We start from the raw sequence: 13,943 nt of genomic DNA, 5'->3' as shown, positions 1-13,943 counted from the left end.
AAAATTTAGGTCAAGCCTTTTTAAAGGTTGACCAAACTTTTATAATTACTTGGCTGATGTATTCCGCTAAACTATAAATTACCCAAACTTATGATAAAAAGCCTTTAATTCTTAAATAACCGTATAAGGCACCGCTTAAATAATAAAACAGCGGCTCGATTTTGTCAAGTCGCTGTCAAATTAATAAGTAAAACAAATTATTCTTCTGTGTTTTCTTCGCTTGTTTCGGTTTCTTCGGCATTTTCGGAAGTTTCCTCTGATTCTTCTTCATTTTCAACATCCTGAATGTCAGCTTCTATACCGCCCTCAACGAATTTTTTCTCGCTTTCGTTCTCTTCCTCGGCAATTTCAAAACCGCTTAAGAATGTGTATGGAATACCGTAACCGAATACAACGGCTGCAAGTGTTGTTACAATGCTGATTGAACTGTCATTTATAACAAATGCGCTGTGGAGCGGCATACCGCTTGCTATGCTTGCAATCATTATGTAAAGCGCAGGCAATACCATAATTATTAATGTAATCGGTGAAAAACGCTTTACAGGCTTTCCGTCGCCGACTCTTGTTGCGTAGAACAAAAGCAGACCGAACACTGTGTAAACAAACAACTGAATTACATTTGAAAGCACCTGATTCTGTCCAAGTGCAAAATTAGAGAAAAAGTGTGCGCATACTACAAACGCAAGAATAAGGAATGCAGAGAAAAACAGATTTACTGTATTCTTTTTATTTGGTTTTTTCATAATCGTGCCTCCGAGCATCAAAATTATTTAGATTTTATCACACTATTGTGACAGTTTTATGACAAATGTTCAGTAAATATCGCACTATACAGCACATTTATTACCTTATTTTTTTGCTTTTGCGGCAAGGCACACCCAACCTTTTTCAAGGTGTTCTTCTATAATGTCAAAATCCTTGCCGATTGATTCCTTTACCTCTTCGGCACGGGTATCAATAATACCGCTCATAATATAAACCGCATCGTCTTTCATAAAGTCCTTTACGCCCTTTGAAAGAAACATAATTGCGTCAGCTACAATATTCGCAAGTACAATGTCATACTTACCTGTTACCTTGTCTGTAAAACTGCCGCAAATTCCTGTAAAGCGGTCTGCTACCCCGTTGATTTCGGCATTTTCTTTTGCGGTTCTTACCGCAACATCGTCAATGTCAACTCCGACGGCACTTTCTGCACCCATAAGCAAAGACGCAATACCGAGCACACCGCTGCCACAACCCACATCAAGCACTTTGTCGCCTTTTTTCATATACTTTTCGCACATTTCAAGGCAAAGTCTTGTGGTTTCGTGACTGCCTGTGCCAAATGCCAAACCAGGGTCAATATTCAAAACTATTCTGCCCTGCGGATCGTAATCATCTCTCCAACTTGGGCGAATAAGGAGCTTTTCTCCAACGGCAATCGGATTAAAATACTTTTTCCAATTGTTTCTCCAATCTTCTTCGGCACAGTCGAGCAATTCAATTTTATGCTCAATGCCCTCTGCATTATACCTTTCGGACAAAAAGGCTACAGCCTCGTTCGGAGAAACATCAGGCTCAAGGTAAATATGAACATAGGCAACGCTCCTGTCTTTCTTGAGCAAATCCTCATCTATAAGGTCAATGTGTGCAATCTCCTGCACTTCCTGCTCAAGAGCAGTATAGTCCTCAATATAAATTCCGTAAGGCACTACAACATTCGCAATGTCGCCTGCCCTGTCTATATCCTTTGCGTTTACCGCAATTTTTATTTCTGTCCAAGACTCCATTTGTTAAGCCCCTTTATATACTGTTATCAGAATTATTCGTTGAACATTCTCTTTATTTTCTCAAAAAAGCTGTTGCGCTGTGCGTAGTTCTTTTCGTTTGTAACATTCTCAAATTCTTTTATAAGATTCTTCTGCTTAGCGTTAAGATTCTTCGGAACTTCAATGGTTACACGCACATACTGGTCGCCTTTTCCTCTGCCGTTAAGGCGCTGAATGCCTTTGCCCTTAAGCTTAAATACATCGCCCGGCTGTGTACCCTCGTGAACCTGATACGAAACCTTGCCGTCAAGAGTAGGAACAACCACCTCTGCGCCGAGAGCAGCCTGTGCAAATGTAAGAGGAAGATTGCACCATACATCGTCGCCTCTGCGTTCAAATACAGGATGCGGCTGAACATTTACATATACATGAAGGTCACCCGAAGGGCCGCCGTTGTAACCTGCGTTGCCTCTGCCGCCAACATTAAGAATCTGCTGGTCTTTAATGCCTGCCGGAACTGTAATATCAACAGTTTTAGTCCTGCGCTTTCTGCCCGAACCGCCGCACTTAGGGCAAGGACTGTCAATAATCTTGCCTTTACCGTGACAAGCGTCACAGGCACGCTGTGTCTGAACAACTCCGAAAGGTGAACGCTGGCTGATTGTAACTCTGCCCGAGCCTCCGCATACAGAGCAGGTCTTAGGCTGAGTACCGGGTTTTGCGCCCGTACCGTGACATTCGTCACAAGAAGAAACGCAATCGTAGCTTACGGTCTTTTTACAGCCCTTTGCAGCCTCTTCAAATGAAATATAAATGCTTGCCTCAACATCGCTGCCTCGGCTCGGAGCATTAGGATTATTGGAGCGTCTGCCTCCGAATCCGCCGAAAAAGCTTGAAAAAATATCATCTATATCAATGCCCTGACCGTATGCACCGTAACCGCCTGCGCCGCCCGCACCGAAGTTAGGGTCTACGCCTGCGTGACCGTACTGGTCATAGCGGGCTTTTTTATCTTTATCTGAAAGTACCTCGTAAGCCTCGTTGACTTCTTTGAATTTTTCTTCACATTCCTTATCTCCAGGATGGAGGTCAGGGTGGTACTTTTTAGCGCTCTGACGGTAAGCCTTTTTAATTTCATCTTCGCTTGCTCCCTTAGAAACGCCAAGCACCTCGTAATAATCTCTTTTATCTGCCATCATTCTCACCTTTTAATAACTTGTTATCAGCTGTATAAAGGTTATCTATATACGCTGTCAAAAATCCATACAGTGCTAAAGGAGCCGTTGCAAAAAACAGCCCCTTTAACAAATTTTAACAGGAAAAACAAATGAAGTCAATCATTGTGTAAATCTATTTATAGGTGCCGTTTTTAATCAGTTGCCGTCAACATCCTTAAAATCGGCATCATATACGTTAGGGTCACCGTTTGAGCCGCCCTGTGTGCCCTGCTGTGGGTCACCCTGCGGAGCCGCACCCTGTGCACCCTGCGGATTTGCCTGCTGATAAAGTTTTGCGGAAACTTCGTAAACAGCTTTCTGTAAATCCTCCTTAGCAGTGTCAATCATAGACTTGTCGTTCTTAGCGATAGCGTCCTTAACTGCAGCACACTTTGTATTGATTGTATTCTTTTCGTCCTCTGAAATCTTGTCGCCGCTCTCGTTTACGAGCTTTTCAGCCTGATATACAAGGTTCTCTGCTTCGTTCTTAGCGTCAACCTCTTCACGGTGCTTCTTATCTTCTGCGGCGTACTGCTCTGCTTCCTTAACAGCCTTGTCGATATCTTCCTTGCTCATTGAGGTTGAGTTCTGAATCTGAATCTTCTGCTCCTTGCCTGTACCGAGGTCTTTTGCAGATACATTAACAATACCGTTTGCATCAATATCAAATGTTACTTCAATCTGTGGAATACCACGCATAGCTGGAGCAATGCCTGTGAGAGCAAACAAACCGAGCTGCTTGTTATCTCTTGCAAATTCACGCTCACCCTGTAAAACATTGATTTCAACCTGTGTCTGGTTATCAGCGGCAGTTGAGAAAATCTGGCTCTTCTTTGTAGGAATTGTTGTATTTCTCTCAATAATCTTTGTCATTACGCCGCCCATTGTTTCAACACCGAGTGAAAGAGGTGTAACATCGAGGAGAAGAAGTCCCTCTACCTCGCCGCCGAGAACGCCGCCCTGAATAGCAGCACCTACAGCTACGCACTCATCAGGGTTAATGCCCTTGAACGGCTCTTTGCCGATAAGTTTCTTAACAGCTTCCTGTACAGCAGGAATTCTTGAAGAACCGCCGACCATAAGAACCTTGTCAATCTGACTGATCTGTAAACCTGAATCAGAGAGAGCCGAACGAACCGGACCCATTGTAGCCTCTACAAGGTCTGCTGTAAGTTCGTCAAACTTAGCTCTTGTAAGTGTTAAGTCAAGGTGCTTAGGACCTGTCTGGTCTGCTGTAATGAACGGGAGGTTGATTGAAGATGTTGTAACGCCCGAAAGCTCTATCTTAGCTTTCTCTGCAGCCTCTTTGAAACGCTGCATAGCAACCTTATCTGATGAAAGGTCAATACCTGTTTCGTTTTTGAATGATGTTACCATCCAGTCGATAATTCTCTTATCGAAGTCATCACCACCGAGGCGGTTGTTACCTGCTGTAGCAAGAACTTCCTGAACACCGTCGCCCATCTCAATGATAGATACATCGAATGTACCGCCGCCGAGGTCATATACCATAACCTTCTGGTCTTTTTCTTTATCTATACCGTATGAAAGTGCAGCTGCTGTAGGCTCGTTGATAATTCTCTTTACATCAAGACCTGCAATCTTACCTGCATCCTTAGTAGCCTGACGCTGTGCGTCTGTAAAGTAAGCAGGAACTGTAATAACTGCCTGTGTTACCTTTTCGCCGAGGTATGCTTCAGCGTCTGCCTTTAACTTTGAAAGAATCATAGCTGAAATTTCCTGCGGTGTGTACTGCTTGCCGTCAATTGATACTTTATATGATGTACCCATTTCTCTCTTAATAGAAGAAACTGTCTTGTCAGGGTTTGTGATAGCCTGGCGCTTTGCAACCTGACCTACCATACGCTCGCCATCTTTTGAGAAAGCAACAACGGAAGGAGTTGTTCTTGCGCCCTCGGCGTTAGGAATAACTACAGGCTCGCCGCCTTCGATAACTGCTACACATGAGTTTGTTGTACCTAAATCTATACCTATTGTCTTTGCCATAATGAATTCCTCCTGAATATATTTGTTTTACTTTTATACTGATTTATTTATATAAAGGTCTTAGTCGCAATTTGCAACCTGAACCATTGCATGACGAATAATTTTATCACCGATTTTGTAACCTGTCTGGAACACCTGTGAAATACAGTTCTTTTCAAAATTCTCATCGTCAATCTTTGAGATTGCGTTGTGAATTTCCGGATTAAACTCCTCACCCTGCGCACCGAAAGGCTCAACCTTGAGCTTTTCAAGCGACTTTGCAAGCTGATTTGAAATAAGCTCAATGCCCTTTAAAATTTCGGGGTCACAATCTTTTAAATTTGTAATAGCCATCTGAATACTGTCTGCTACAGGCAAAAGCTCTGTAACCGCCTTTGCTGTTGCGTCATCATAAATAGAAAGCTTTTCGTTTGCTGTACGCTTGCGGTAGTTGTCATACTCGGCACAAAGGCGAAGATATTTGTCTTTCTGTGAGTTGAGCTCCTCCTCAAGTTCAGCTATTTTTTTGGCGGTTTCATCAATTTCTTCCGTAACCGCTTCAGCTGTCTGTTCGGATGTATTCTCGTTTACAACAGCTTCGTCTTTTGTCACTTCTTTTTTCTTTGACATATTACCTTTCCTTTCTATATTAATGCTCTATAAGCTCGCTTATTATTTTACTTACACATTCGCTTATACATTCTATAATCGAAATCACTCTGCCGTAATCCGTTCGTATCGGAGCTATTACGGCAAGCGTACCGGACGGTGTATCTTTTACGCTGTAGCTTGAAGAAATTACCGAGCTGTACGCAAGTTCTATACGGCTGTTTTCTGTACCTATACTTACCGAAGTACCTATCGGCAGGCTTGTAAGAACACCTGCAAGATCTCCTTTTCTTGAAAGAAGTTCAATTACATTTCTTGCCGCAAGAAAATTTACATTCTGCATAAACAACGGCTTTGTCTGACCGCTCAAAAAGATTCCGACTTCGTTTGCCTTGTCTGCCGCATCTTTTATCGCCGTAAGCACACTTGGCATAAAGAGCGATAACTCGCCAAATCTTGCCGCTGCCGTCTGTATAAACGGACGATTTATCGAAGAAAGCCTTACTCCGTCAAACAATTCGTTAAGCGCTTTGTCAAACACTTCAAGGATTTCGGGAGTGATTATAAATTCGCATCTGAAAAGCTGATTTTTTATAATGCCGTTTGAGGCAATTACAACAGTCATTGCCGTGTGCGAACCCGTCTGCACAAAGCTGATTTTGTGAATCCTGCTTTCTGCGGAATTCGGTGCTGTGGCAACTGCGGTAAGTCCTGTCAGCTCCGAAAGAAGATCTGCCGCCGATTTTAAAATATTTTCGGGTGATTCGGCATTTCTGTAAAGTTTATCCTCCACAAGTTCTCTGCCCCGCTGTGATACCGCCACAATCTTCATAAGATTGTCAACATAGTATCTGTAGCCCTGCTGAGTAGGTATTCTGCCTGCCGATGTATGCGGCTGAACAAGATAACCCTTTTGTGTGAGGTCTGCCATATCATTTCTTACCGTAGCCGATGAAACTTTTAAATCCGTTTCGTCTATCAGAGTTTTTGAACCTACAGGCTCACCTGTCTTTATAAAGTTTTCAACAACAGCCGAAAGAATTTTTTGCTTTCTTTCCGCAAGCTCCATAGGTATCACCTCTCTGCCTGCGTTTTTTGTTGTTTTAGCACTCTCTGTGTGTGAGTGCTAACTCTTATGCTTATACTATAATCTTAAAGTCAGCAAAAGTCAAGAGTTTTATCAGAAAAATTTTACTTTTCAAAAACTTTTCACAAATCCGTCACCATTATTGACATTTCAGCGCAAAATATACTATAATGGAAGTTATATTGACAAATACACCCTTAACTACACAAAATGGCTTAAATTAGCCGTAATTTTGATACAACTAAGATACAAAAGAGGTTATTATGAGAATCGGTTACTTTTTCAGAGTTTGCTCCGGCGCAACATTCAGCAAACTTTCCGGCGCAATAAATACCGTTCACACAAAATCCGGCAAAAACAAAGCCGGCATTTTCTTTGATATGGTAGGTTGCTTTTTTAAATACAGAGCGGGATATAATGACTATGTTCTGTTTGAATACTACAATATGACTGCAGACCAACGCAAAACGTATATGACACGCTTTAAAAACAAGCGTTTTATGTTAATGCAGAACGATCTTACAAGTGCCGAAATATTTAATGATAAAAGATTATTTGATACCAGATTTGCAAAATATCTTGGCAGACGGGTACTTGTAATTGAGGAAAAGATTACTTTGGAGCAATTCAGCGAATTTATTAAGCCTTGGGATGTTTTCATTGCAAAGCCTGCTTTCGGCGAATGCGGCAAAGGCATTGAAAAACTTGTTAAAGCGGACTTTAAGAGCGACGAAGAATTTTATAATTATGTTTTTGACAAAGAAAACGAATTCGGTGTACTTGAAGAGGCAATAAAACAACACCCCGATGTTTCAAAAATTTATCCTCACTCAATTAACTGCTTAAGAATTGCCACACTTGTGGTAGACGGCAAGCCGAATATTTTGTATGCGGTGTTTAAAACAGGAAATAACGGTAAATTTGTAGATAATCTTGAAAACGGCGGTTTTGCCTGTCACTTTGACCTCGATACAGGTACGGTAACAGGGCCGGGACATACTTCCGATATGGAAATTGCATACGAACACCCGTATTCGGGAATAAAATTTAAAGGTTTTAAAATTCCTTACTGCGAAGAGGTCAAGGAGCTTGTTAAAAATGCGGCACTGGAAGAACCCGAATTTAAGTATTGCGGTTGGGATGTATGCATTTCGGAGAACGGACCTGCGATTATCGAGGGCAATGACTATGCGGCATATGACTTTCCACAGTTACCCGACGAAGATACTCCAAAGGTCGGATTAATTTCAATTATAAAGCAGTATATTCCCGACCTTAAACTTTAAATCATTAATACATTAGATTTATAGGAGATCAACAAATGGAAACCATAAAATCCTTTTACTTTATATTATGGGCAATAATCGCTCTGTATATGTTCGTATCGGCAAAAAAGCTCGGTTCTTTGTGCTACATCATCGGGGGTTTTTTCAGCTTTATGACTGTATGGTACGCTATGAACAGTTTTTCGGGAATTGCAATGTTTGACGGTGTGCTCGGCATTGTGTTTAAATGTGTAGTAGGTGCTTTCCTGCTCGGCTTTGTACTGATTTATGTAATCGGTAAACTAAAAAAGAATAAGAAATAAAATTTTAAATCAATTACAGGCTTAAAAGCATAACCCCTCCGGCAACGCTGTTAATATGCGTTGTCGGAGGGGTTATTGTTGTTGTCAAACTTTGCATATACAAAAAGCTTTTCAAAATATGTCGCATCAGAACAAATTTTAAAAACAATGTAAAAATAATTGACAGCGACTATATCTGATTTTATAATATTTATATAAATACATTCATACAAAGGACTGATATTATGATAAAATTCAATAATGTTACAAAGGTATTTAACAACACTTTAAAAGCAGTAGACGATTTGTCTTTTACTGTAAATAAAGGCGAAATTGTAGGATTTATCGGACCGAACGGTTCGGGCAAAACCACCACAATCAAAATGCTTACAGGTATTCTCTCAAGTGACAGCGGTGAAATAAGCATCAACGGTCACGACATAAAAAAAGAACCGCTTGAGGCAAAGAAAAGTATCGGTTACATTGCCGACAGTCCCGATATGTTCTTAAGGCTTAAAGGAATTGAGTTTCTCAATTTCATCGGTGACATCTACAAAGTTCCGTCAGATGTGCGCAAAAAGAGATTTACCGAAGTTTGCGACAGATTCGGACTTACCGACAGCTTAAACGCACCTATGCTAAGCTACTCGCACGGTATGCGTCAAAAAATTATGGTTGCCGCCGCACTTGTGCACAATCCCGATGTATGGATTCTTGACGAACCGCTCATCGGTCTTGACCCTAAGAGTGCTTTTGAACTGAAAGCTATGATGCGTGAACACGCAGATGCGGGTAACTGCGTATTTTTCTCCACCCACATACTTGAAGTTGCCGAAAAACTCTGCGACAAGGTTATCATAATTAAAAAGGGCAAATCGCTTTATGACGGCACTCTCGATAATCTTTGTAGTCAGAACACAGGCAAATCACTTGAACAAATCTTTTTGGAGCTGACTGAAAATGAGTAATTTTTTTAATTTATTAAAAACCTTTATAAAAACAACCGAGCTAACCTCCGCAGAAAAAAAGCGTTCCAAACATTTTTATACAATTATGGGTACGGCGGTTGTGCTTCTTATTATGATACCGGCAGGTGCGCTTGTCGGAATAATCACCTATGCCCTAACACTTGGCGTAATGACATACGGCGGAGCAACACAGGGTGCGGAAGTAATTTTACATATTATTTCTATCCTTTCCGTAGTATTCGGAATTAATGTAATTATCAATATATTTTATTTTTCAAACGATATTGAAAATCTCATTCCTCTTCCGTTAAAGCCGAGAGAAATCGTAAGCGCAAAGTTTGCTTATTCCCTGCTTTCGGAAAACATAATGGAATTTATCCTTATTCTCGGCGCTTGCGTAGGCTTTATGTCGGCAAAGGGATTTTCGCTTACAGGTGTTATAACTTCAATAATCGGCATACTTACCGTTCCCATTATTCCTCTTGCTTACTGCGGAATTATTGCCGTTATATTTATGTACTTTACCCACTCGGTAAAAAACCGTGATTTCCTCAATAAAATTACAGGTATCGGCACTGCCGTGCTTATAGTCGGCGCATTGGTTGCTCTCGTAAGCATCAGCGGATTTAATCCCGATGCAATCGTTACTTCGCTTGCAAGCGCAGACAACGGATTTTTAAATGTTATGAACTTTATTTTTCCGCACATTCCGCTTATGATGGATTCTATCTCAAGCGAATCCGTATATCAACTGCTTTTATACTTGCTTGCAAATGTAATTTTCGTTGCAGTCTTCCTTTTCCTTGCGTCAAAAATGTATATCAAAGGTGTGTCGGACATCAATACCACAAAATCCAAACGCAGTAAAAGCATTGCAAGTCAGGCTGTTGAAAAATCAACCCAAAAAGGAGTTTTTGCAAGTTATTTGAAAAAAGAATTTCTTATCCTTTTCAGAACTCCGCCTTTCTTTATGGACTGCATAGCCATTAACCTTTTGTGGCCTGTTTTTATGGCTGTTATTATGATTTTGCAGGGCAGTACAAACTTTTTGTCGGGCACACTTACACCGTACCTTGCGGGAGATCAAAAAAGTATTACTGTAATTACCGTAGCGGCTGTTGTAATTTCCGCCCTTGTCACGGCAATTAACAGCATCGCTTCTTCCGCAATTTCAAGAGAGGGCAAGCACTTCCAATTTATGCGCTATATTCCCGTTACATTAAGAGTTCAACTGAATGCAAAAGCACTTACAAGTATAATAATCAGCGGCTCTGTTATGGTGCTCTATGTAATTGCATTTAATATTTACTGCGCAATTCTCGCAGACAGCTTTAATCCGTTTGTATTCATCGTAATTCCGCTTATACATATTCTTTTAAGCCTTATCTGCGTTGTTTTTGTAACCTACCTCGGTATATTCTTGGACACAATAAACCCTAAACTTGTATGGGACGATGAAATCAACGCTTTGCGAGGTAACTACAATACCGTAATCAATGCAGCCATAATTATAGCAATTACCGCCGCTATTTGTGCAATTTCTCTTGTATTGCTATGGATTTTTGGCGTTGAACCTGTTATAATTAACCTTGGACTTGTTATTGTTATGTGTGTGCTTGCGGTTTTTGCACAAAGGCTTTGCCTTAGCAAGGGTGTAAAAAATCTTGAACAAACCGAAAGCTGATAGGTTCGAAACATAATGCAAATCAAATTTTATTAAGGTGATTTATAATGACAGAAACTAACTATTCCATGCTCTGCGATTTTTACGAGCTTACAATGTCAAACGGCTATTTTAAAAACGGCTTTTACAAAAAGAATGTTTACTTCGACCTTTTCTTTCGCAAAGTGCCCGACAACGGCGGTTTTGCCATTGCGGCAGGTCTTGAGCAGGTAATTGACTACATCAAAAATCTCCACTTCTCCGAAACCGATATTGAGTATCTTAGAGAAAAAGAAATTTTTGACGAAGAATTTTTAAAATATCTTTCAAATTTCAAATTCACAGGTGATATTTACGCTATTCCCGAGGGAACTCCTATCTTCCCTAACGAACCGATTATTACGGTAAAAGCTCCTGCCATAGAAGCACAGCTTATCGAAACATTTTTACTTCTTACAATCAATCATCAGACTCTCATTGCAACAAAGGCAAACAGAATTGTTCGTGCCGCACAGGGCAGAACGGTTCTTGAGTTTGGTTCTCGCCGTGCACAGGGCGCAACAGGTGCCGTTGACGGTGCAAGAGCCGCATACATAGGCGGTTGTGCCGGTACAGCCTGCACACTTACAGACGCACTTTACGGCGTACCCGCAGGCGGCACAATGGCTCATTCCTGGATTCAGATGTTCGACAACGAATATACAGCATTCCGCACCTACTGCGAGCTTTATCCTGAGAACCCGACGCTTCTTGTCGATACTTACAACACGCTTAAAAGCGGCGTTCCGAACGCAATAAGAGTATTTAAAGAAGTGCTTGTTCCAAAGGGCATTAACAAATTTGCAATTCGTCTTGATTCGGGCGATATTTCTTACCTTTCTAAAAAAGCGAGAAAAATGCTTGACGAGGCAGGACTTGAAAACTGCAAAATTGTTGCGTCAAACTCACTCGACGAGTACCTTATCCGTGACCTTATGATGCAGGGTGCACAGGTCGATGTTTTCGGAGTTGGCGAAAGACTTATAACTTCGTCAAGTTCGCCTGTATTCGGCGGTGTATATAAACTTGTTGCCGTTGAAGAACCCACAAGCGGCGAAATTATCCCGAAAATCAAAGTCAGCGAGAACACATCAAAAATCACAAATCCTCATTTCAAAAAACTTTACCGTTATTATGACAACGAGAGCGGCAAGGCTCTTGCCGACGAACTTTGCGTGTACGACGAAGTAATGGATTTCTCAAAACCACACACCATTTTCGACCAGAATGCAACATGGAAAGCAAAAACTCTCACAGACTTTACCGCAAAAGAATTACTTGTACCGATATTTAAGGACGGCAAGTGCGTGTATGAATCGCCAAAGATTGAAGATATTGCAAAATACTGCAAAGACCAAATCGGACTCCTTTGGGACGAGGTAAAGCGATTTGAGAACCCGCACAACTACTATGTTGACCTCTCGAAAAAACTTTGGGACATCAAAAACATTCTTTTAAATATCTATCAGAGTTAAAATCACAGGAGTTCATATGATAAATTTAAAACAAATTATCGCCGTAACACTTACCGCCACAGCAGTAGCGGCAACTGCAATTGTTTCGGCATCAGCACTCGATACGCAAAAATACGACTTAAACGATGACGGCAGATTTGATGTGCAGGATGTTACATACTTACAGATAAAAATAGCAGGTGACGGAGAACTGACAGACAATCAGAAAAAAATTGCCGACTATAACAATGACGGCAAAATTGATGTTCAGGATGTAACCTCGGCTCAAATGCTCATTTCGGGAGGAGAAACTCCGACACAGCCTGCAACACAGCCGACCACCGTACAACCGACTTCACAACCGCAGCCGACCACACAGCCGAGCGGATCTGCAAGCTATAATAAAGAATTTGCTGATAAGGTAATTGAACTTGTAAATGCGGCACGGGCAAAAGAGGGACTTTCTCCTCTCACAAAAGACACAACTCTTACAAACCTTTCAAACATTCGTTCAAAAGAAACAGCAACCCTGTTTTCACACCAGCGCCCTGACGGCACAAGCTGGTCTATGGTTTTAAAGCAGAATAATGTTTCGTACACTTCGGCAGCCGAAAACATTGCCGCAGGACAGAACACACCCGAAGCTGTAGTAAAAGAATGGATGAATTCTCCGTCGCACAGAGCAAACATAATGAACAGCAAATATAACAAAATCGGTGTTTCGTGTTATGTTGACCAAAATGCTCCGTACAGATATTATTGGGAACAGTTGTTTATTAAAGGCTAACGCAAACTCCGATAGCTAACCGACTTGCTGTTTGGTAGCTTAAACACAATAGCGAAAACCTTTCAATTATGAAAACAAACAAGAAAATAGGCTTTTTAACACCGTCAACACTTTGCGCTGACGGTGTTTTCTTTGCATAATAATTTTTCACCTGTTTTGTGAAAATCGATGCAAAAACTCTGACAAAAAATTCGACTGTTTAATTTTGCTAAAAATATTGACTGTTATACGCAGAATTGATATAATTTTGTTATAAAAGGCAGGCGGTGAAGATATGAAAAAAACTCGGCTGATAAAAATTATACTTAAACGGACAGGAGCACTTAAGTTTTTGACAACATACATAATAATATTTGCAGGTGTAAGCATTGGTGTATGGATAGTTGAGCCGAACATAAAAACTCCGATTGACAGTGTATGGTACTGTTTCAGCGTAGCCACGACCATAGGTTTTGGCGACATAACCGCCGTTACGATACTCGGCAGGGCAATGTCGATTTTCCTGTCGATATGTTCCATACTGATAATAGCGGTAGTACCGGGAATTATTACAAGCTATTATATTGAGAGTACAAAGCTAAAGGAAAATGAAAGTATAGCAAAATTTCTTGACGACCTCGAACATCTGCCTGAACTTTCAAAAGAGGATTTACAAAGCCTTTCGAAAAAGGTAAAAAAGTTTAATAGGAAGTAATATTAAATCATTTTAAAATTTTCGTTCCGATTTAGTCTAAGCTATTTGCTAAATTATGGTTTAGTAAATTGTTTCGACAGGTAATTATAAAAGTTTGGTCGACCTTTTAGATCGGAAGAGC

The 13,943-nt window shown here is 40.8% G+C and carries 13 protein-coding genes; 7 read left to right on the top strand and 6 right to left on the bottom strand.

Annotation, left to right across the window (positions count from 1 at the left end):
- Window positions 1–197: 197 nt before the first annotated feature.
- The 6 genes from AAAY30_RS09880 to hrcA all read right to left on the bottom strand — a co-directional run bounded on the left by AAAY30_RS09880 (window position 198) and on the right by hrcA (window position 6,632).
- Window positions 198–743: a hypothetical protein gene (locus tag AAAY30_RS09880; RefSeq protein WP_022234073.1), complete on the bottom strand. Its 546-nt coding sequence runs from the start codon at window positions 741–743 to the stop codon at window positions 198–200.
- A gap of 105 nt (window positions 744–848) precedes the next feature.
- Window positions 849–1,772: a 50S ribosomal protein L11 methyltransferase gene (gene prmA, locus AAAY30_RS09875; protein WP_294385473.1), complete on the bottom strand. Its 924-nt coding sequence runs from the start codon at window positions 1,770–1,772 to the stop codon at window positions 849–851.
- Between the two features lie 32 nt (window positions 1,773–1,804).
- Window positions 1,805–2,947 (bottom strand): molecular chaperone DnaJ, encoded by a 1,143-nt coding sequence (gene dnaJ / locus AAAY30_RS09870; RefSeq protein ID WP_117705249.1) that lies wholly within the window; start codon window positions 2,945–2,947, stop codon window positions 1,805–1,807.
- A 177-nt stretch (window positions 2,948–3,124) separates the two neighbouring features.
- Window positions 3,125–4,975: a molecular chaperone DnaK gene (dnaK, locus tag AAAY30_RS09865; RefSeq protein WP_195410688.1), complete on the bottom strand. Its 1,851-nt coding sequence runs from the start codon at window positions 4,973–4,975 to the stop codon at window positions 3,125–3,127.
- Window positions 4,976–5,035: 60 nt separating this feature from the next.
- Window positions 5,036–5,584 (bottom strand): nucleotide exchange factor GrpE, encoded by a 549-nt coding sequence (grpE, locus tag AAAY30_RS09860; protein WP_022234069.1) that lies wholly within the window; start codon window positions 5,582–5,584, stop codon window positions 5,036–5,038.
- Window positions 5,585–5,603: 19 nt separating this feature from the next.
- Window positions 5,604–6,632, bottom strand: a complete 1,029-nt coding sequence (hrcA, locus tag AAAY30_RS09855) for a heat-inducible transcriptional repressor HrcA (protein WP_022234068.1) — start codon at window positions 6,630–6,632, stop codon at window positions 5,604–5,606.
- A gap of 281 nt (window positions 6,633–6,913) precedes the next feature.
- On the opposite strand from hrcA, the gene AAAY30_RS09850 reads away from it, so the two are divergent.
- The 7 genes from AAAY30_RS09850 to AAAY30_RS09820 all read left to right on the top strand — a co-directional run bounded on the left by AAAY30_RS09850 (window position 6,914) and on the right by AAAY30_RS09820 (window position 13,822).
- Window positions 6,914–7,936 (top strand): sugar-transfer associated ATP-grasp domain-containing protein, encoded by a 1,023-nt coding sequence (locus tag AAAY30_RS09850; protein ID WP_252558591.1) that lies wholly within the window; start codon window positions 6,914–6,916, stop codon window positions 7,934–7,936.
- Between the two features lie 35 nt (window positions 7,937–7,971).
- A complete protein-coding gene (locus AAAY30_RS09845; RefSeq protein ID WP_022234066.1) occupies window positions 7,972–8,238 on the top strand; it encodes a hypothetical protein in 267 nt (88 codons plus the stop codon).
- A gap of 224 nt (window positions 8,239–8,462) precedes the next feature.
- Complete coding sequence (locus AAAY30_RS09840; protein ID WP_022234065.1) at window positions 8,463–9,185, top strand: ABC transporter ATP-binding protein; 723 nt, start codon at window positions 8,463–8,465, stop codon at window positions 9,183–9,185.
- On the top strand, window positions 9,178–10,869 hold the full coding sequence (locus tag AAAY30_RS09835; RefSeq protein ID WP_022234064.1) for a hypothetical protein: 1,692 nt from the start codon (window positions 9,178–9,180) through the stop codon (window positions 10,867–10,869). The genes AAAY30_RS09840 and AAAY30_RS09835 overlap by 8 nt, the downstream gene beginning before the upstream one ends.
- A 47-nt stretch (window positions 10,870–10,916) precedes the next feature.
- Window positions 10,917–12,362, top strand: coding sequence for a nicotinate phosphoribosyltransferase (locus tag AAAY30_RS09830; protein ID WP_337781770.1), 1,446 nt, complete (start codon window positions 10,917–10,919; stop codon window positions 12,360–12,362).
- Between the two features lie 16 nt (window positions 12,363–12,378).
- A complete protein-coding gene (locus AAAY30_RS09825; protein ID WP_249377006.1) occupies window positions 12,379–13,128 on the top strand; it encodes a CAP domain-containing protein in 750 nt (249 codons plus the stop codon).
- Between the two features lie 274 nt (window positions 13,129–13,402).
- A complete protein-coding gene (locus AAAY30_RS09820) occupies window positions 13,403–13,822 on the top strand; it encodes a potassium channel family protein (RefSeq protein WP_296152305.1) in 420 nt (139 codons plus the stop codon).
- The last annotated feature ends 121 nt before the right edge of the window (window positions 13,823–13,943 follow it).

Source organism: Ruminococcoides bili, assembly GCF_040093295.1.
GTDB lineage: Bacteria > Bacillota > Clostridia > Oscillospirales > Acutalibacteraceae > Ruminococcoides > Ruminococcoides intestinale_A.
This window is presented reverse-complemented; position numbering and strand designations above follow the sequence as displayed.

Bases quoted from the DNA above. Each gene is read 5' to 3' on its own strand.
- AAAY30_RS09825 (WP_249377006.1), top strand. From the start codon at position 12,379: ATGATAAATTTAAAACAAATTATCGCCGTAACACTTACCGCCACAGCA.
- dnaJ (WP_117705249.1), bottom strand. From the start codon at position 2,947: ATGGCAGATAAAAGAGATTATTACGAGGTGCTTGGCGTTTCTAAGGGA.
- AAAY30_RS09830 (WP_337781770.1), top strand. From the start codon at position 10,917: ATGACAGAAACTAACTATTCCATGCTCTGCGATTTTTACGAGCTTACA.
- AAAY30_RS09845 (WP_022234066.1), top strand. From the start codon at position 7,972: ATGGAAACCATAAAATCCTTTTACTTTATATTATGGGCAATAATCGCT.
- prmA (WP_294385473.1), bottom strand. From the start codon at position 1,772: ATGGAGTCTTGGACAGAAATAAAAATTGCGGTAAACGCAAAGGATATA.
- AAAY30_RS09835 (WP_022234064.1), top strand. From the start codon at position 9,178: ATGAGTAATTTTTTTAATTTATTAAAAACCTTTATAAAAACAACCGAG.
- AAAY30_RS09850 (WP_252558591.1), top strand. From the start codon at position 6,914: ATGAGAATCGGTTACTTTTTCAGAGTTTGCTCCGGCGCAACATTCAGC.
- AAAY30_RS09840 (WP_022234065.1), top strand. From the start codon at position 8,463: ATGATAAAATTCAATAATGTTACAAAGGTATTTAACAACACTTTAAAA.
- AAAY30_RS09820 (WP_296152305.1), top strand. From the start codon at position 13,403: ATGAAAAAAACTCGGCTGATAAAAATTATACTTAAACGGACAGGAGCA.
- hrcA (WP_022234068.1), bottom strand. From the start codon at position 6,632: ATGGAGCTTGCGGAAAGAAAGCAAAAAATTCTTTCGGCTGTTGTTGAA.
- dnaK (WP_195410688.1), bottom strand. From the start codon at position 4,975: ATGGCAAAGACAATAGGTATAGATTTAGGTACAACAAACTCATGTGTA.
- AAAY30_RS09880 (WP_022234073.1), bottom strand. From the start codon at position 743: ATGAAAAAACCAAATAAAAAGAATACAGTAAATCTGTTTTTCTCTGCA.
- grpE (WP_022234069.1), bottom strand. From the start codon at position 5,584: ATGTCAAAGAAAAAAGAAGTGACAAAAGACGAAGCTGTTGTAAACGAG.